A 15,460-nucleotide genomic window follows, 5' to 3' on the forward strand; every position below is an offset into this window, starting at 1 on the left:
TAATGGGAAAAAAGCTGTTCATGCGTTAGATTTACCCCGCGGTCAAACTAACGGAACCATCCGTTAGAAAGCCTGACGGGAGAGATCACATGACCTTCCAGACCGGCCACGTCGGCCTCAACGTCTCCGACCTCGACAGGTCCAGGGACTTCTATCGCAAGATCTTCGGCTTCGAGGTCCTCGCCGAGTCCGGCGAGGCGGGCCGCCGGTACGCCTTCCTCGGCCTCGACGGCACCCTGGTGCTCACCCTCTGGCAGCAGAGCGAGGGCCGCTTCGCCACCGGCCTGCCCGGCCTGCACCACCTGTCCTTCCAGGTCCCGGACATCGAGACGGTCCGCAGGGCCGAGGCCGCGATCAGGGAGGCGGGCACCACGCTCCACCACGACGGCGTGGTGGCGCACCGCGAGGGCGCGTCCTCGGGCGGCGTGTTCTTCGAGGACCCTGACGGGATCCGGCTGGAGATCTACGCGCCCACCGGCGCCGAGGGTTCTCCCGCGCCGGTGGCCGCCGCCCCCACCTGCGGATTCTTCTGAGCGATCATGGAGCACGCAGGAGAGATCGCGGTCCAGCGAAGGGCCGGGGTACGCGTGGCGGGGCTGGGTTCGGCCAGGACCCGGCCGGAGATCCCGGCGGTGGCGGCCGAGTTCCTGGCGCGACAGCGGATGCTGCTGATCGGGGCGACGGGACGGGACGGCCGCCTGTGGGCGTCCGTCCTGACCGGGCCGGAGGGGTTCGCCGAGGCGGTGGACGAGCGGACGGTCGTGATCGACGCCGTGCCGGGCGAGCGCGACCCGCTGGCCGGGCTGGACGGGGGCCGGATCGGGATGCTCGCGATCGAGCCGCTGAGCAGGCGCAGGATGCGGGTGAACGGCACGCTCTCGCGGGAGGGCGGACGGCTGATCGTCCGCACCGAGCAGGCGTACGCCAACTGTCCCAAGTACATCCAGGCGCGAGAGATCGTCACGGAGCCGGGGCCGGGAGCGGGAGCAAGACCGGGGCCGGGAGCAGGAGCGGAACCGGGAGCGGGAGCGACGGCGCCCGCCCCCAGCTCCCCCGGATCCACTGACTCCTTCGGATTCACTCGTTTTCCCGGCTCCACCGGTTCCACCGGCTTTTCCTCGGCGACGGTGTTCGGCGACGACGACCGGGCGTGGATCGAAAGCGCCGACACGTTCTTCGTCGCCACCTCCGCGCCCGGCCTCGGTGCCGACCTCTCGCACCGGGGCGGCAACCCCGGGTTCGTCCGGGTGCTGGACGACCGGCGGCTGGTCTGGCCGGAGTACGTGGGCAACTCCATGTACATGACGTTGGGGAACCTGGAGCTGGACGACGGCTGCGGCCTGCTCTTCCTCGACTGGGAGAGGGGCGACGCCCTGCACCTGACCGGGCGGGCCCACGTCGACTGGGATCCCGGAGGCGTCCCGGGCGCGCAGCGGCTGGTCCGGTTCGAGCTGGACCGGCTCGTCCGCGTACGGGGAGCCAGCCCGCTCCGCTGGAGGTTCGCGGAGTACTCCCGCCACAACCCGCCGGTCTGAGATCGCGGCGCGAGGATCCGAGGGCGTGACGCGAAGGTCTGAGGGCGTGGCACGGATCGGCGCATCGTCCCCGCCAACGAGGGCAGTACCAAGAACGGGCACAGATCTGGCGTGCGGTCCGTGCGGACCGCACGGACACGGACCGCCGTGGGAGGCCCGACCTGGCTCCAGGGCGGCATACTGGCAATACGCCCCCGTGTAGTCGTAATGTCGCGACAGCGGCCGACCGGTGAGGAGCGGAGTGATGGCGATGCGATTCGAGCACGAGTTCACGGTTCCGGTGCCTGTCGATCAGGCGTGGCCGGTGCTGCTCGATGTCGAGCGGATCGCGCCCTGCCTGCCCGGAGCCGCCGTGGACAAGATCGAGGGTGACTCCTTCACCGGCCGGATGAAGATGAGAATCGGGCCGATCACGGTGACGTACCAGGGCCGGGCCGCCTTCGAGAAGGTGGACGAGGACACCCGCTCCATGACCGTCAAGGCCTCCGGCAAGGAGGCCAGAGGGCCGGGCACGGCCGGTGTCACGGTCGTCGCGCGCCTGCATCCCGACGGCCGGAACACCCGTGTCACCGTCGGCACCTCCCTCAACGTGACCGGCCGCCCGGCCCAGTTCGGCCGGGGCGTGATGGCCGAGGTCGGCGGGAAGCTGATCGACAGGTTCGCGGCCAACCTCTCCCGCCTGCTGGGCGAGGGCCCCGGCGTGGAGACGGCCGCCGAGACCACCGCCGGGACGGCCGGCGTGGGTGGCTGGAGCGCTCCCCAGAGGCCGGGGCCGGACGACGACGACGTTCCGGCGATCTCCGAGACCTGGGGTCCCGGCCCGGCACGCCCGGCCGACCCGGACGGCTCACACGAGTCCGCCGACTCCGCGACCGCGCCCGCCGCGTCCACCGGTCCCACCGCGTCCACGGCACCCGCCGGTCCCGCCGGTTCGACGGCCTCCGGCGCGGAGAGCCCCGGCACCGCCACCTCTGCGTTCCCCGGCCCGGCGGGCTCCACGGGGTACGGCCCGGAAGGCCACGAGGGTCGCGCGGCCCCGGGTACGGCGTCCGGACTGGGCGGCCCCGGCGGCCCGGAGAGCCTGAACGGCCCCGGCGCCCCGGGCGGGCCTGGACGTCACCTCAGCGCGGTGCCGACGCCCCCCGGCCTCGCCGTCGGCGAGGAGGCGGAGTCCCGCCAGAGCCATCCGGCGGGCACCTCGCGCACCTCGCTCAGCCCCGACGAGGAGGCCCTGAACCTCCTGGAGGTCGCGGGCATGCCCCTCCTCAAGCGCGTCGCCCCCCTGGTCGCCGCCCTGACGGGCATCGTCCTGCTCGCCTGGCTGATCCGCCGCGCCCTGCGGCACTGACCGCACTCACCGCACTCAGCCGTCCGTGGTGCCACCCCGTCCGGGCACCCGTTCCCGCTTCGGCCCGCGCCGGTCCGGGCCCGCCGCGCGGGCGGTCACCGGCGTGATCTCGACGGTGAGGTGCTTGGTCAGCGGCTGCCCGCTCTGCGGGCTGAAGTCGCCGATCCCGCAGAGCAGGTTCAGCTCGGGCATGTATCCGGCCGCGCTGCCGCGCGGGATGTCGTAGCCGAAGGCGCGGTAGCCGTACACGGTGCGCCTGCTGCCGTCCCTGGCGATGCTCGTGATGTCGACGAGGTCCGCCTCGGCGAGGCCACGCTCGCGCATGTCGTCGCGGTTCATCAGGACCAGGGTGCGCAGGTTCTTGACGCCCCGGTAGCGGTCGTCGTCGGAGTAGACGGTGGTGTTCCACTGGTCGTGGGAGCGCATCGTGCCCAGCGTCAGTCGGCCCGCCGCCGGGACGACGTCCGGTATCGGGGCGTTCGAGAACTCGGCGCGGCCGGACTCGGTGAGGAAGACCAGCTCGCGGGCGGGCTGGTGGATCCGGAAGCCCAGCGGGAGCCTCGCCCTGCGGTTGAAGTCCTCGAACCCGTCTAGGACCTGGGCCATGGTGTCGCGGACGCGGTCGTAGTCGTCGGCGTACTCCTGCCAGGGGGTGGCGCTGTGCGGCAGGGTCGCCCGCGCCATCCCGGCGATGATCGCCGGTTCCGACAGCAGGTGCCGGGAGGCGGGGTTCCTCATGCCGAGCGACATGTGCACCATGCTCATCGAGTCCTCGACCGTGACGCCCTGCAGGCCGCCGCGCCGGCGGTCCTTCTCGGTACGGCCGAGGCAGGGCAGGATCAGCGCCTTCCTCCCGTGCACCAGGTGGCCGCGGTTGAGCTTGGTGCTGACCTGCACGGTCAGCTCGCAGTTGCGGAGCGCCCTGAAGGTGTACGCGGTGTCGGGCGCGGCCAGCGCGAAGTTGCCGCCCATGCCCACGAACACCTTGACGTCGCCGCGGTGCATCGCCGCGACGGTGCCGACGGTGTCCAGGCCGTGGGCCCGTGGCGGGTCGATGCCGCACACCTCGGCCAGCCGGGACAGCAGGCGCTCGCTCGGGCGGTGGGTGACCCCGCAGGTGCGGTTGCCCTGGACGTTGCTGTGCCCCCGGATGGGGCACGGGCCAGCGCCCTCGCGGCCGATGTTGCCCCGGAGCAGCAGCAGGTTGACGATCTCGCGTACGGTGTCGACGCCGTGTTCCTGCTGGGTGATGCCCAGGCACCAGCTGATGATGGTGCGGTCGGACCGCATGTAGACGCCCGCGAGTTCGCGGATCCTGGCCTCGTCCACCCCTGACTGGAGCTCCAGCAGCGGCCAGGCGGCCTCGGCGCACGCCCGCCGGTAGTCCTCGAAGCCGTGTGTGTATCGGTCGACGAACTCCCGGTCGATCGCCTTCGGGTCGGTCTCCGCCGCCTCCAGCACGACCTTCCCGACCCCGCGCAGCAGGGCCATGTCCCCGCCGATCCTCGGCCGTACGTTGAGGGTGCCGATCCTGGTCGCGTGGAAGGTCCCCATCGCCACGAAGTCGTGCGGCACGATCGTGCTTCCCGCCGCTGCCTCGACCAGCGGGTTGACGTGCACGAGCTGGGCGCCCCGGCGGTACGCCTCGGCCAGCGCGGTGAGCATGCGCGGCGCGTTGGAGGCCGCGTTGGCGCCGATGATGAAGAGCGCGTCCGTCTTGCCCCAGTCGTCCAGGTCGACGGTCCCCTTGGCGGTGCCCAGCGCGGCGGTGAGCGCCCGGCCGCTCGCCTCGTGGCACATGTTCGAGCAGTCGGGCAGGTTGTTGGTGCCGAACTCGCGGACCCACAGCTGGTAGAGGAACGTGGCCTCGTTGCTCAGCCGCCCCGAGGTGTAGAACGACGCCTCGTCCGGGCTGTCCAGCTTCCCGAGCTCCGCGCCGACCAGCTCGAACGCGGCCTGCCAGGAGATCGGCAGATACCTGTCGGAGTGCGGGTCGTAGACCATCGGCTCGGTCAGCCTGCCCTGGTCCTCCAGCGCGAAGTCGGTCCAGCCCGACAGCTCGGTGACGGTGTGCGCGGCGAAGAACGCGCGCCCGACCCGCTTGGGGGTCATCTCCCAGGTGACGTGCTTGATGCCGTTCTCGCAGATGTCCAGGCGCAGGCCCTTCCTGTCGTCCGGCCACGCGCACCCCGGGCAGTCGAAGCCGTAGTTCTCGTGGTTCATCCGGAAGATCGCCCGGGTCCCCTCGACCGGCTCCCGCGTCCTGGCCAGCACCCTCCCGACGCTGAGCGCCGCCCCCCAGCCCGCCGCCGGATGCCGGTAGTCGCGCCTGGAGAAGGGCTCCCCGGTGTTGGGCCCCCGCCCCCGCGCCGGAACCCCCGGACGGCCCTGCCCGAGCATCTCCTCTGGAACGTTGTCGTCGGCCATCAGCGGTCTCCCCGAAGTGGCGCAGCCGTACCCGACATCCGGACACATGCCACGATATTTCCGGTCTACCGCCTCCGATCCCGTACCAAGGTCAAACAGTCCCCCGGCCTTGACCAAGCTTGGACCACCAACCGGCCCGCGCCGACTCCTCTCGCCAGCGGGGTTCATGCACGGGCCCCATATGAACGGTTGGCGGTTGAGCGTTCATATGGCCTCTCCATATGAACGCCCAAGGCCAATCATGATCATGGGGTGCTGGTTTCCGGTGCGGGGTTTCGGTGACCGTTCGAAGCACGGTGAAGCTGTGGGCGGGTCGGCAGAGCTGCGGAGGTGGCCCGCGTACGCCTCGATGGTCCTCATGTGTCCAGAGGGCCTGACCGACCATCCGTCGCGGGCATCAGCGCCCACACCGCCCGGTGTCCTCCGTCGAGCTCACGGACTCCCCACCGCTCCGAGCACCGGCCCACCAGCCACAGGCCACGCCCGCGAAGCTTTCGGGGTCCGGTTCACGCGATTCGGGGATCGTCTCGGAACCGGAGTCGATCACCTCGATGTGGATCAGCCTCTGCCCGGCGTCGATGACGTGCAGCGTCAGGGTGCCGCCGGGGACGCCCGAGGCGGTGTGCTTGATCGCGTTTCCGACCAGCTCGGTCACCACCAGCAGTACGTCGTCCACGGCCGCGCATCCCGCAGCGGCCAGCACCGCGCCGACGCAGTGACGGGCCACCGGCACGGAGCGCTCCATTCCCGGCAGCGTGATCGTTCCCAGCGTCTCGGCCGTCATCGCGTCGCCGCCTCGCAGGTGCGCCGTACCGCGTCCTCGTCAAGAGCCGCGATCCACTGGGTACGGCCCCGCCCCCACGCGAAGACCCACTTCTTGCCACGGGCCAGGGCGAGCACTCGCAACGCTCCCGACTCACGCCACAGCGCCACGTACGGCTCTTCGCCGGAGGCCGGAAGCTCGATCCTTACCCCCATCCCCAGTTGGCGCAGGTCCCACGCCAGCCGCACGAGATGGAGGTACCGCTCTTGCGCAGACGAGATCGTCATCGATCCTGCCCTTCAGCCCGATCGGAAGATGGACCGGCGAGTCGCCACGGAACGTGCCCTGACAACTCCGCACGGTGCCCATAATGAGTCCCGCAAGCCCGTATTGCAAGTGTGTTTCGCATAGAGCAATATGCATATGCAGTTTGCCGGACGGGATAGCTTGCGCAAGGCTTCGGAGGTCGCATTACCGTGGAGAGCTGGGGTTCTCATGGCGAGTGAGCGAGAAGAGAGTCCGACCGTCAGGCGCAGGCGGCTCGCGGCGGAGCTGCGTCGGCTCCGCAAGGAGTCCAGCTTGACCACGGATCAGGTGGCCAAGGCCCTGGAAGTCTCCCAGTCGTCCATCAGCCGCATTGAGACCGCCCGGCAAGGCATCAAAATCAACGATCTGCGCGCCTTGCTCACTCTCTACCAGGTGCCGGAGAACAAGGCCGAGGACCTTCTCAAACTTGCCCGGCAGGCTCGGCAGCAAGGTTGGTGGCAGGTCTTCGGCGACGTCGTTCCCGAGTCCTTCCAGGCGTTCGTCGGCCTCGAAACCGAGGCGCGGCAACGCCGTTCCTACGACATGTCGCTGATACCCGGCCTGCTCCAGACGCCGGACTACCACCGCGCACTGGTGAACGCCGAACTCATCAACCGCACATCCGAGGAAGTCGATCGCAAGATTGAATTCAGGCTGGCCCGCCAGCGGCAGACGCTCGGCAGCGAGGACCTTGAGCTGTGCTTCATCGTGGACGAGGCAAGCCTTCACCGGCTTCCCGAGAACATCAAAACCGGCCAGCTGCCGCACCTCATCGAGACATCCGAGCGCCCTAACGTGAACCTTCACGTCCTCCCGTTCGGCGCGGGGATACACGCGGCCATGGACGGAAGCTTTGTGATCCTTGGATTCGGCGCACCAGATCCCGATGTTGTGTACGTAGAGACTCAACTATCCGGCCTGTACCAGGAACAGCCCGCCGCGATTCGCCGATATAACCTGGTGTACGAGGATTTGCGAGCAAAGGCGCTGGACGCCCGCATGTCTCGCGACCTGCTGGCGAAGCTAGCCAAGGAAGTGTGAGCGTGACCGACGGCACCCGCATGAGCGTCGAGGCCGAACTGTCGACGGCTGTCTGGCACAAGTCCGGCCGCAGCAACGCCAGTGGCGACTGCGTGGAGATCGCCCGCCTGAACAACAACCGGGTTGGCGTGCGCGACAGCAAGAACCCCAGCGCCCCGGCTCTCGTGTTCGAGGCCACCGTGTTCGCCACTTTCCTGGAAGCCGTGAAGGCCGAACAGCTCTGGACAACGCATTCGGGGAGAGCGGATTGAAGTCTCGAATCCGTCGTGGACGTACTCCTGTCAGGACGCCGTTCGATGCGTCGGTCCTGACGATGACTCCCAAAGCGGCTGACCTCTCGCATGATGAGGGCCCTGCGACCTAGCCTGGGAGTGCGACGTCATCAGGAAGGCAGGGCCTTATGAACGGCGCTGCCAACGATGCCACGGATCCGGTACTCACGATTCGTAAGCGGCGCGGGATGACGCAGGAAGTCCTTGCCGGGCTAGTCGGCAAGTCCGTGTCCTGGTTGAAAGACGTGGAGAGCGGACGCCTCCAGCAGAACCCGCGACCGCCGATCCCCCTCTACGAGGGGTGACGTGCGATGGGGTACCCGACCTCGAAGTGAGATGCGTCCCGCCGGGTGGCGTTGACCTCGACGACCCGGCCCGCTGCGGCACCCGCCGTGGCGGTGGTGGTGCGGGTTACGCACAGCACCGGTACGCCAGGGGCCAAGACCAGGAGGCGAGTCTCCTCGGGAGTGGCTGCTCGGCTGGAGATCGCGCCCGCCCATTCCAGGCGCCCCCAGCCGAGGTCGTTCTCCATACGGTCGTAGATGCCGCCGGGCCCGGTGTCGGCCTCGGCGAGGATCGCGCCAGCCGCGAGGTCGGCGGGCAGGTATGAGGTGGCGAGCTGTAGTACACGCCCGGTGGCGGGGTCCCCCATGACACGATCGCGGATCACGACCGTCGCGGCCGGGACCAGGCCGAGCAGCGGGGCAATGTCCGGCGGGCATGGGCCTTCGGTGACGGTCGGTGGTTGCATAGCGCGTAGATCTTGTACGGCGGCGCTGAAGTAGTAGCCGAGCTCGTCTCGGTAGACGTTCGTGTCGAGGGTGATGCGCTGGCGGGCGGGCTGGGGGCGTACCAGCGTGCCGCGGCCTTGGGTTTGGATGATCAGCCCTTCGGTTTCGAGATGGGCGAGCGCTTTATGGATCGTGGCCTTGGATGTTCGGTAGGTCTGGGCGAGGTCGATTTCCCGTGGCATGAGGGTCCCCGCTGGGTATCGGCCGGTGTTGATGTCTGCCCGAATCTGGTCAGTGACCTGTGTCCATAGCGCCATCCTCCAGATGATAGGTGACCACCTATTGACGGTGAGGATGCGGTTACTCACAGTTAAGGCATCCGGATAGGTGCTCACCTATCTCACGAACAAAGGACCCCGGATGACTGTCATCATCGACCGTCCCGCCGCCACTCCCCGCGCCCTCATCACCCACGCCCTGTTCACCCGGCTCACCGCGCGGATCGCCATCGACCACCCCGAGCACGCCCACCAGGCCGACGTCATCATGGAGCAGGCGCTCGCCTTCCTGGCCACCTGCGCCGCTAACCCGGGCGCCGGTCTGGGCCCGTCCGACACCGTCGACATCGGCTGGCACACCTTCCTGATGTACACAAGGGAGTACGCCGAGTTCTGCCAACGCGTCGCAGGCCGCTTCATCCACCACGCCCCCGACGATGTCCCCGGTGAACCCGGGCCCCGCGGTGGCCTCGCGGCTACGATCGAAGCGATGGAGGCGGCCGGATACCGGGTGGATCCGGCCGTGTGGCCAACCTCGGCCGACTGCAGCAACGGCGGCGGCAAGTGCAATCAATGCCATGCGGGGTGTTATGACAGTCCGAAGAAGGCAGTGGGCTGACCTACCCGAACCTGCCCGTGCGGCCGTCGAGGAGCAGACGGGCCCGGTCGTCGACACCTGGTCGGCCGAGGTCGGGCTGACCTCCGGACTCGCCGCACACATCACCACCGAGGGGGCCGCCTTCTTCGTGAAGGCGGCCCCCGCCGCCGCGCCGGTCGCCGGGCACCTGCTGCGCGAGCGCACCGCCAACCAGATGCTCCCTGCGGGGATCCCCGCGCCGCGTCTGCTGTGGACCGACGACGTGGCCGGCTGGCACCTGCTCGTCTTCAAGCACGCGCCCGGCCGGGGGGCGGACCTGACGTCCGGCTCACCACACATCTCCGCTGTGGTGAACGCGGTCGCCGCCGTCTCCGTCCCGTGCCCGTGGCCGGGCGCGCCCTCGATCACCGGCAAAATCACCTCGCTGCTCCGACAGGCCGAGGCACTCCTGGCGGACTCTCCGGCCGAGTACGCCCGCTACGGGCCGCTCGTCAAAGCGCTCGATATGGACCAGTTCGACGGGGCGACGCTGCTGCACGCGGACCTGCACGCGGGCAACCTGCTTGTTGACGGCGACCGGTGCCAGGTCGTCGACTGGTCGATGGCCTGCCGCGGCGCACCCTGGAGCGATACGGCCCTGCTGGTCCCCCGGCTGATCGACGCCGGCCACACGCCCGCCGAGGCTGAGGACGTCGCCGCCCGGGTGCCCGCGTGGAGTTCGGCGCCCGTGGACACGGTGACCGCGCTGGCCGCCACCCGCACCCTGTTCGCCGCCCGCATGGCCGAGACCGGACCGCAGCACCTGAGAGCGAAGCGGCTACGCACCGCAGCGGCGTGCCAGGCATGGGTGGAGTACCGCACCAGTTGATCGGGCCGCCCGCGTGAACCTCGCAGGGCAGGTGGGTGTCATTTGTAGGCGTCAATGAGAGGCGCGCGGCCGACTGCTAAGGCCTGGATCGACTTGCTAGGTCCAGAGGACCGGCTGATTCAGTGCTCGTGGGGAGCGCAGGTCAGCCGGTCCTTTCTCGTCACGGGTTCTTGACGACGGCCTGGCTGTTGAACCACTGCACGATCAGGATCGCCGCGTGCACGGCGGCCTCCGCAGCTTCCTGCGTGGTCGGCTTCGACGTCGGCCCGCCGGCGTGCCGGTCGCGCTGGCCCTGCCAGAGCATCCTGATCAGGCCGATGAGGGGCTCGGCGGAGGCGGGGTTCCCGGTCTTGTCGTCGAGGACCGTCGTCCACTTCGCCGCAGTGTCGTCCAGGTGCTTCAGCGCGGTGCCCAGCGTCGGGGTGCCCGCGTTGGGGATCGTCGCTGGGATGACGACCGCCTCAGCCGCCTTGACCGCCTGGCTGTACGCCTTCTCCGGGTCCGGGTGGAATCCGTACGTCGCAGACCATGCGGCCTTCAAGTGGGCTGATGCGTTAGCAGACGCTGCGGCAATCGTGAAGTGAGCGGCTGCCACAACGGTTTCATCAACGCGTCGTTCGAGGCCGTCGGATCCCTCGTTCACTTGGGCCGCTGGTGGCCGGATCTGCTTCATCTCCGGCATGGCCAGCTTGTCGACGGCCGCACGCTGGTCCGGTCGTACTGGGCGCGGTGGTGGGGGAGGCGTGACCGACGAAGGCCTGCACGGTCGCGAGGTCCACTTCGGCGTCGAGGATCTCACCGATGAACGTGCGGCGAAGTCGTGCACGGAGCGTTTCGCGACCTTGGCCTTGGTGACGCACTCGCCGAGGATGTAACTGAACCCCTCAACTGTCATGCGCTTCAGGGCGCGTCCTTGTCGGTCGCGAGGTTGCCGCCCTTCCAGGTGCGGGGGAGCAGCGCGTCGGGCCCCCTACACGGATCGCGAGCCACGCCTCCAATTCAAGATCGCTGTTCGCTGCTCTCGTCGCCTCTCCGGCCTGACAGCTTCACACAACCCCAAAAAAAGTGTCATCAGTGTACAAGTGGGACAACTGGCTACTTTTTCGCGGGAATACCTCGGATCGTGCTCAATATCCCGGAATGCAGCGTTGTGGTCATCACCTACAACGATGCCGCGCGGCTGGCCAGGGCCGTGCGGTCCGTGCTCCGGCAGTCCCTGCGCGACATCGAGGTGATCATCGCGGACGACGCGAGCACCGACGGCACGGAGAAGGTCGCCAGGGAGTTGCAGCGCGGGGACCCGAGGGTCCGCTACCTGCGCGGGGAGGTCAACAGCGGGGGCTGCGGGGTGCCGCGCAACCGGGGGGTGGCGGCGGCACGGGCCCCGTACGTGATGTTCCTGGACAGCGACGACGAGCTGACGCGGCACGCCTGCAAGAGCATGCTGCTGGAGATCGAGCGGACCGGGGCGGACTTCGTCACCGGGCAGATCTCCCGGCTGTACGAGCTGACGGGGAAGACGGCGCGCTACTACCCCGCCCTGTTCACCAGGCGCAGGACGGTCGAGGGGATCGCCGGGGAGCCGGAGATGTTCCTCGACTCCTTCAGCACCAACAAGCTCTACCGGGCCGAGCTGCTGCGGCGGGTGCCGTTCCGCGAGGACATGCACTACGAGGACCACGTCTTCAGCACCGCCCTGTACTGCGCGGCGCGGCGGTTCGCCGTGGTCCCCTGGGTGGTCTACCTCTGGCACCGGGCCTCGGCGGAGAGCGAGTCGCGGCTGTCGATCTCGCTGTGCCTGACGGACATGGCCAACGTCCGCTCCAGGATCAGGGCGGCCCGGCTGAGCGACGACATCCTGCGGGACAACGGCCTCGGCGGCCTGGTGCACGAGCGGCAGCGCCGCTTCATCCGCCAGGACCTGCGGGTCTACCTCAACCCGCTGCCCTCGCGCGACCCGGCGTGGATCGAGGAGTTCGTCTCGGTGATCCACCCGTACCTGGCGGAGCTCGACCCTGCGGTGTTCGAGACGGTCGACCCGCTCCTGCGGGTCTGCTGCAGCTTCATCCTCGACGGCAGGCCCGACGAGCTCCTGGTGGCCGCCCGGTCGCTGAACGGGCCCAAGGCCCCGCCGCGCGCCGCCGTACGGGAGGGCGGGCGCACCTACTGGGGCACGGTCGCCGACGAGAGGCGGGAGATCACCTCGCTGCGGATGGCCGAGCTTCCCTACAGCGCCTCCCGGCTGCGCCACGAGGCGGTCCTCACCGGCGAGGGCGCGCTGATCAAGCTGGAGATCACGACGTACGACCCGTTCGGGGTGCTCGCCGCCACCCCCGGCTGGACCGCGTTCCTGCGGTTCAGGAACCACCGGGTACGGCTGGAACCTCGCCCAAGGGACGGCGGCGGCGACGGCGGTTACCTGAGTGAGGCGACGATCGATCTCGCCGCGATCCGCCACGGACGCCTGGGCTTCGAGGGCCGCTACGACCCGGTGGTCGAGATCGTCAACCCCGACGGGCGGGTCACCTCCGACCGGTTGCTCGTCGACCCGTCCTCCGCGCCGTTCGGCATGACCGTCCTGTGGCACGAGGTCGTCGTCAAGCCGGAGGGGACCGCCGCGTTCCTGCGGGTGCTCTGGCGCCGCCAGGGGGTGCTGCGGCAGCTGCCCCGGCTCAAGCGGGCCGCCACCCGCCTGCTGCGGAGGGTGGGCGGGCCCGACGTGAAGCTCCGCGTCTACAAGGGGCTGATCTCGGTGCTGCCGCCGCGTACGGACCTGGCGCTGTTCGAGTCCGACGTCGGCGCCGGGTACACCGGGAACCCGCGCTACATCTACGAGGAGCTCAGGCGCCGGAACGCGCCGCTGAAGGTGGTGTGGTCGATCGCCGAGACCCGGGGGAACCTGCCCCCCGACGTCAGGCCGGTGCGGCGGATGAGCTGGCGCCACATCTGGACCATGGCCAGGGCGGGCTACTGGGTCGACAGCCACGGCATGCCGCTCGCCTACCCGAAACCGCCCGGCACCCGCTACCTGCAGACCTGGCACGGCCAGGGCATCAAGTCGGTCGGCTTCGACGCGCCCGACCTGCGCGCCGACTTCGACGGGCCGAGGGCGGCCTGGCGGGCCGCGGTGGAGCGCTGGGACGCGCTGGTCTCGCCCAGCGCCGAGTTCGAGCGGGTCTTCGTGCCCTCCAACGGCTACCGGGGGCGGCTGCTGCGGCACGGCTCGCCCCGCTGCGACGTGCTCGTGCACGGCGACCGGGAGGCGGCCGGGCGGGCGCGGGAGGAACTGGAGATCCCGCACTGGTCCAGGGTGCTGCTGTACGCCCCCACCTACCGCGACCGGGCCAAGGGGTCCGGGCAGTCGGTGCGGGCCGACCTGGCCTCGATGGCCGAGGCCCTGTCGGGCGACTGGACGGTGATCCTGCGGACCCACCCGGTCGAGCGGTTCGAGGTGCCGGAGCACCTGCGCCACTTCGTCCGGCACGCGGGGTCGTACCCCGAGGTCAACGACCTGATCCTGCTCTCCGACGCGCTGCTGACCGACTACTCGTCCCTGATGTGCGACTACGCGGTCACCGGGCGGCCGATGCTGTTCCTGATCGACGACTGGGACGAGTACCGCGGGGTGGAGCGCGGGGTCTACCACGACCTGCCCGCGATCGCCCCCGGCCCCTGCCTCACCACGACCGAGGAGCTGATCGAGGCGATGCGCGATCTCGACGGGATGGCGGCGTCGTTCGCCTCCAGGTACATCGCGTTCCGCAGGACGTGGTGCGCCGACGAGAAGGGCCACGCCTCGGCGAGGGTGGTCGACGCCTTCTTCCCGCCCGCCCACGCCTCCCGTCCCGCCGGCACGCGGGAACGCGTCCCGGCCAGGGTGCGGCAGCCGAGCCGCCTGCCGCTGCTGGGACGGCCGCGATGAGCGCCGTGCGTACGGGAGGCGGCCGGGCGGGGGCGGTGGTGTTCGCGTGCATGGACGCCGACACCCTCGGCGGCGTACAGCGGGTCACCCACACCATGGCGCAGGGCCTCGCCGAGCGGGGCCGCGAGGTGCACGTGATCGGGCTGCACCGGGCGGAGAAGCCGTTCCGGTACGTGGAGAGACCGCGTTACACCAGCCATGTGATCCACCGCACCCCGGTGGGAAGGCTCTCGCGGCTGGGCAGGCGCCGCGAGCGGCGGGCGCTCGGCAGGCTGCTGCGCGAGGTGGGGCCTGGGTTCGCGGTGCTCGCCTCGCCCAGCGTGGTCACCCGGATCGGGAACCTGCTGCCCGAGTGGCTGCTGCCGATCGGGCAGTACCACGGCTCGTACGAGCACGCGCGGGGCTCCTGGCACCTCGGCTCGGTCCGCGGCCACTACGGCACCCTGGAGAAGGCGGTGTTCCTCAGCGAGGAGGACGCGTGGCTGTTCTCCGAGCACGCGCTGCTGCCCAACACCTGGTCCATCCCGAACCCGCTGCCCGCCTGGCCGTCCCGGACCGCGGAGCTGACCGCCCGCCGGGTGCTCGGGGTCGGCAGGCTGGAGGGCGTGAAGCGGTTCGACCGGCTGATCTCGGCCTTCGCGGAGGCGTGCGGACGCCCGGGTCCCGGGGAGACCGCTCCGGGAGAGTTCGCGGAGGCCCGTCGCGAGGCGGGCGAGGACTGGGAGCTGCACCTGATCGGCGAGGGGGCCGAGCGGGGGCGGCTCATGTCGCACGCGGCGGCGTGCGAGGTGAGCGACCGGGTGGTGTTCCGCGGCGCGGTGCCCGCCGCCCGGATGGGGGACGAGTACACGGGCGGGTCGGTGCTGGCCCTGTCCAGCGAGCACGAGGGGCTGCCCCTGGTGGTCGGCGAGGCGGCGTCCTACGGGGTGCCCTCGGTGGCCTTCGACGTGTCGGGCGGGCTCAGGTCGCTCGTCCTGGACGGGCGGACCGGGGTGCTGGTCCCCCCGGCCGACGTACCCGCGCTCGCCGCCGCGCTGGCCGGGCTGATGGCCTCGGCCGAGGAGCGGCGGCGGCTGGGAGCCGCCGCCCGCGCGCACGTCGAGGCGCTCCGCCCGGACCGCGTCCTGGACCGGTGGGAGGCGCTGTTCGACCAGGTCACCCGCTGAGAGCGAGCGTCACGGGCTCGTTCTCGGCGGGTCACCCGTCGGTTCTCCGCGGGTCACCCGTCGGTCCTCAGCGGGTCACCCGTCGGTCCAGACGGGTCACCGATCGGTCCTCGCGGTTCGCGCGGGCAGGTCCACCCGTTCGACCTCACCGCCTCACCGCCTCACCGCCTCGCCGCCTCGCCGCGAGCCGGCCAGGCCGGTCGGG

15 protein-coding genes are annotated in these 15,460 nt (G+C 70.2%); 10 read left to right on the forward strand and 5 right to left on the reverse strand.

The window, feature by feature from the left end; genetic code table 11:
- Positions 1-89: 89 nt before the first annotated feature.
- The 3 genes from ACSC1Q_RS24915 (at position 90) to ACSC1Q_RS24925 (ending at position 2,883) form a co-directional block, all read left to right on the forward strand.
- Positions 90-533: a VOC family protein gene (locus ACSC1Q_RS24915; protein WP_436761125.1), complete on the forward strand. Its 444-nt coding sequence runs from the start codon at positions 90-92 to the stop codon at positions 531-533.
- Between the two features lie 6 nt (positions 534-539).
- The gene (locus tag ACSC1Q_RS24920; RefSeq protein ID WP_436761126.1) at positions 540-1,535 is read left to right on the forward strand and encodes a pyridoxamine 5'-phosphate oxidase family protein; all 996 of its coding nucleotides are present in this window, start codon (positions 540-542) and stop codon (positions 1,533-1,535) included.
- Between the two features lie 244 nt (positions 1,536-1,779).
- A complete protein-coding gene (locus ACSC1Q_RS24925; protein WP_436761127.1) occupies positions 1,780-2,883 on the forward strand; it encodes an SRPBCC family protein in 1,104 nt (367 codons plus the stop codon).
- Positions 2,884-2,898: 15 nt separating this feature from the next.
- Here ACSC1Q_RS24925 and ACSC1Q_RS24930 read toward each other — a convergent pair whose 3' ends face one another.
- The 3 genes from ACSC1Q_RS24930 to ACSC1Q_RS24940 form a co-directional block, all read right to left on the reverse strand.
- The gene (locus ACSC1Q_RS24930) at positions 2,899-5,310 is read right to left on the reverse strand and encodes an FdhF/YdeP family oxidoreductase (RefSeq protein WP_436761128.1); all 2,412 of its coding nucleotides are present in this window, start codon (positions 5,308-5,310) and stop codon (positions 2,899-2,901) included.
- Positions 5,311-5,707: 397 nt separating this feature from the next.
- Positions 5,708-6,094: an ATP-binding protein gene (locus ACSC1Q_RS24935; RefSeq protein ID WP_436761129.1), complete on the reverse strand. Its 387-nt coding sequence runs from the start codon at positions 6,092-6,094 to the stop codon at positions 5,708-5,710.
- Complete coding sequence (locus tag ACSC1Q_RS24940) at positions 6,091-6,360, reverse strand: hypothetical protein (protein ID WP_436761130.1); 270 nt, start codon at positions 6,358-6,360, stop codon at positions 6,091-6,093. The genes ACSC1Q_RS24935 and ACSC1Q_RS24940 overlap by 4 nt, the downstream gene beginning before the upstream one ends.
- 208 nt (positions 6,361-6,568) lie before the next feature.
- Here ACSC1Q_RS24940 and ACSC1Q_RS24945 point away from each other — a divergent pair, with 208 nt between their 5' ends.
- From ACSC1Q_RS24945 to ACSC1Q_RS24955, 3 genes are all read left to right on the forward strand, one after another.
- The gene (locus ACSC1Q_RS24945) at positions 6,569-7,420 is read left to right on the forward strand and encodes a helix-turn-helix domain-containing protein (protein ID WP_436761131.1); all 852 of its coding nucleotides are present in this window, start codon (positions 6,569-6,571) and stop codon (positions 7,418-7,420) included.
- Positions 7,421-7,422: 2 nt separating this feature from the next.
- On the forward strand, positions 7,423-7,671 hold the full coding sequence (locus ACSC1Q_RS24950; protein ID WP_436761132.1) for a DUF397 domain-containing protein: 249 nt from the start codon (positions 7,423-7,425) through the stop codon (positions 7,669-7,671).
- A 149-nt stretch (positions 7,672-7,820) separates the two neighbouring features.
- Complete coding sequence (locus ACSC1Q_RS24955; protein WP_436761133.1) at positions 7,821-7,997, forward strand: helix-turn-helix domain-containing protein; 177 nt, start codon at positions 7,821-7,823, stop codon at positions 7,995-7,997.
- Here ACSC1Q_RS24955 and ACSC1Q_RS24960 read toward each other — a convergent pair.
- Positions 7,985-8,740, reverse strand: a complete 756-nt coding sequence (locus ACSC1Q_RS24960; protein ID WP_436761134.1) for a GntR family transcriptional regulator — start codon at positions 8,738-8,740, stop codon at positions 7,985-7,987. The two genes, ACSC1Q_RS24955 and ACSC1Q_RS24960, sit on opposite strands and share 13 nt — an antisense overlap.
- 103 nt (positions 8,741-8,843) lie before the next feature.
- Between ACSC1Q_RS24960 and ACSC1Q_RS24965 the strand changes: the two genes are divergently transcribed.
- Together ACSC1Q_RS24965 and ACSC1Q_RS24970 are read left to right on the forward strand one after the other, a co-directional pair.
- A complete protein-coding gene (locus ACSC1Q_RS24965) occupies positions 8,844-9,320 on the forward strand; it encodes a glycine-rich domain-containing protein (protein WP_436761135.1) in 477 nt (158 codons plus the stop codon).
- Positions 9,292-10,167 carry a phosphotransferase gene (locus ACSC1Q_RS24970; protein WP_436761136.1) on the forward strand — a complete coding sequence of 292 codons (876 nt, stop codon included), beginning with the start codon at positions 9,292-9,294 and terminating at the stop codon, positions 10,165-10,167. Before ACSC1Q_RS24965 ends, ACSC1Q_RS24970 begins: the two co-directional genes overlap by 29 nt.
- 160 nt (positions 10,168-10,327) lie before the next feature.
- On the opposite strand, the gene ACSC1Q_RS24975 is transcribed toward ACSC1Q_RS24970, so the two are convergent.
- Positions 10,328-11,062 carry a hypothetical protein gene (locus tag ACSC1Q_RS24975; RefSeq protein ID WP_436761137.1) on the reverse strand — a complete coding sequence of 245 codons (735 nt, stop codon included), beginning with the start codon at positions 11,060-11,062 and terminating at the stop codon, positions 10,328-10,330.
- Positions 11,063-11,290: 228 nt separating this feature from the next.
- On the opposite strand from ACSC1Q_RS24975, the gene ACSC1Q_RS24980 reads away from it, so the two are divergent.
- Both ACSC1Q_RS24980 and ACSC1Q_RS24985 read left to right on the forward strand, forming a co-directional pair.
- Complete coding sequence (locus tag ACSC1Q_RS24980) at positions 11,291-14,089, forward strand: bifunctional glycosyltransferase/CDP-glycerol:glycerophosphate glycerophosphotransferase (RefSeq protein ID WP_436761138.1); 2,799 nt, start codon at positions 11,291-11,293, stop codon at positions 14,087-14,089.
- Complete coding sequence (locus tag ACSC1Q_RS24985; RefSeq protein WP_436761139.1) at positions 14,086-15,255, forward strand: glycosyltransferase; 1,170 nt, start codon at positions 14,086-14,088, stop codon at positions 15,253-15,255. Before ACSC1Q_RS24980 ends, ACSC1Q_RS24985 begins: the two co-directional genes overlap by 4 nt.
- The last annotated feature ends 205 nt before the right edge of the window (positions 15,256-15,460 follow it).

Origin of the sequence: Streptosporangium heterodermiicola (genome assembly GCF_051390675.1) — a bacterium.
In the GTDB taxonomy this organism is placed as follows: Bacteria; Actinomycetota; Actinomycetes; order Streptosporangiales; family Streptosporangiaceae; genus Streptosporangium.

What these genes read in the sequence shown, in the direction of transcription:
- ACSC1Q_RS24915 (WP_436761125.1), top strand. Translation starts at nt 90, where the DNA reads ATGACCTTCCAGACCGGCCACGTCGGCCTCAACGTCTCCGACCTCGAC.
- ACSC1Q_RS24920 (WP_436761126.1), top strand. Translation starts at nt 540, where the DNA reads ATGGAGCACGCAGGAGAGATCGCGGTCCAGCGAAGGGCCGGGGTACGC.
- ACSC1Q_RS24925 (WP_436761127.1), top strand. Translation starts at nt 1,780, where the DNA reads ATGGCGATGCGATTCGAGCACGAGTTCACGGTTCCGGTGCCTGTCGAT.
- ACSC1Q_RS24930 (WP_436761128.1), bottom strand. Translation starts at nt 5,310, where the DNA reads ATGGCCGACGACAACGTTCCAGAGGAGATGCTCGGGCAGGGCCGTCCG.
- ACSC1Q_RS24935 (WP_436761129.1), bottom strand. Translation starts at nt 6,094, where the DNA reads ATGACGGCCGAGACGCTGGGAACGATCACGCTGCCGGGAATGGAGCGC.
- ACSC1Q_RS24940 (WP_436761130.1), bottom strand. Translation starts at nt 6,360, where the DNA reads ATGACGATCTCGTCTGCGCAAGAGCGGTACCTCCATCTCGTGCGGCTG.
- ACSC1Q_RS24945 (WP_436761131.1), top strand. Translation starts at nt 6,569, where the DNA reads ATGGCGAGTGAGCGAGAAGAGAGTCCGACCGTCAGGCGCAGGCGGCTC.
- ACSC1Q_RS24955 (WP_436761133.1), top strand. Translation starts at nt 7,821, where the DNA reads ATGAACGGCGCTGCCAACGATGCCACGGATCCGGTACTCACGATTCGT.
- ACSC1Q_RS24960 (WP_436761134.1), bottom strand. Translation starts at nt 8,740, where the DNA reads ATGGCGCTATGGACACAGGTCACTGACCAGATTCGGGCAGACATCAAC.
- ACSC1Q_RS24965 (WP_436761135.1), top strand. Translation starts at nt 8,844, where the DNA reads ATGACTGTCATCATCGACCGTCCCGCCGCCACTCCCCGCGCCCTCATC.
- ACSC1Q_RS24970 (WP_436761136.1), top strand. Translation starts at nt 9,292, where the DNA reads ATGACAGTCCGAAGAAGGCAGTGGGCTGACCTACCCGAACCTGCCCGT.
- ACSC1Q_RS24975 (WP_436761137.1), bottom strand. Translation starts at nt 11,062, where the DNA reads ATGACAGTTGAGGGGTTCAGTTACATCCTCGGCGAGTGCGTCACCAAG.
- ACSC1Q_RS24985 (WP_436761139.1), top strand. Translation starts at nt 14,086, where the DNA reads ATGAGCGCCGTGCGTACGGGAGGCGGCCGGGCGGGGGCGGTGGTGTTC.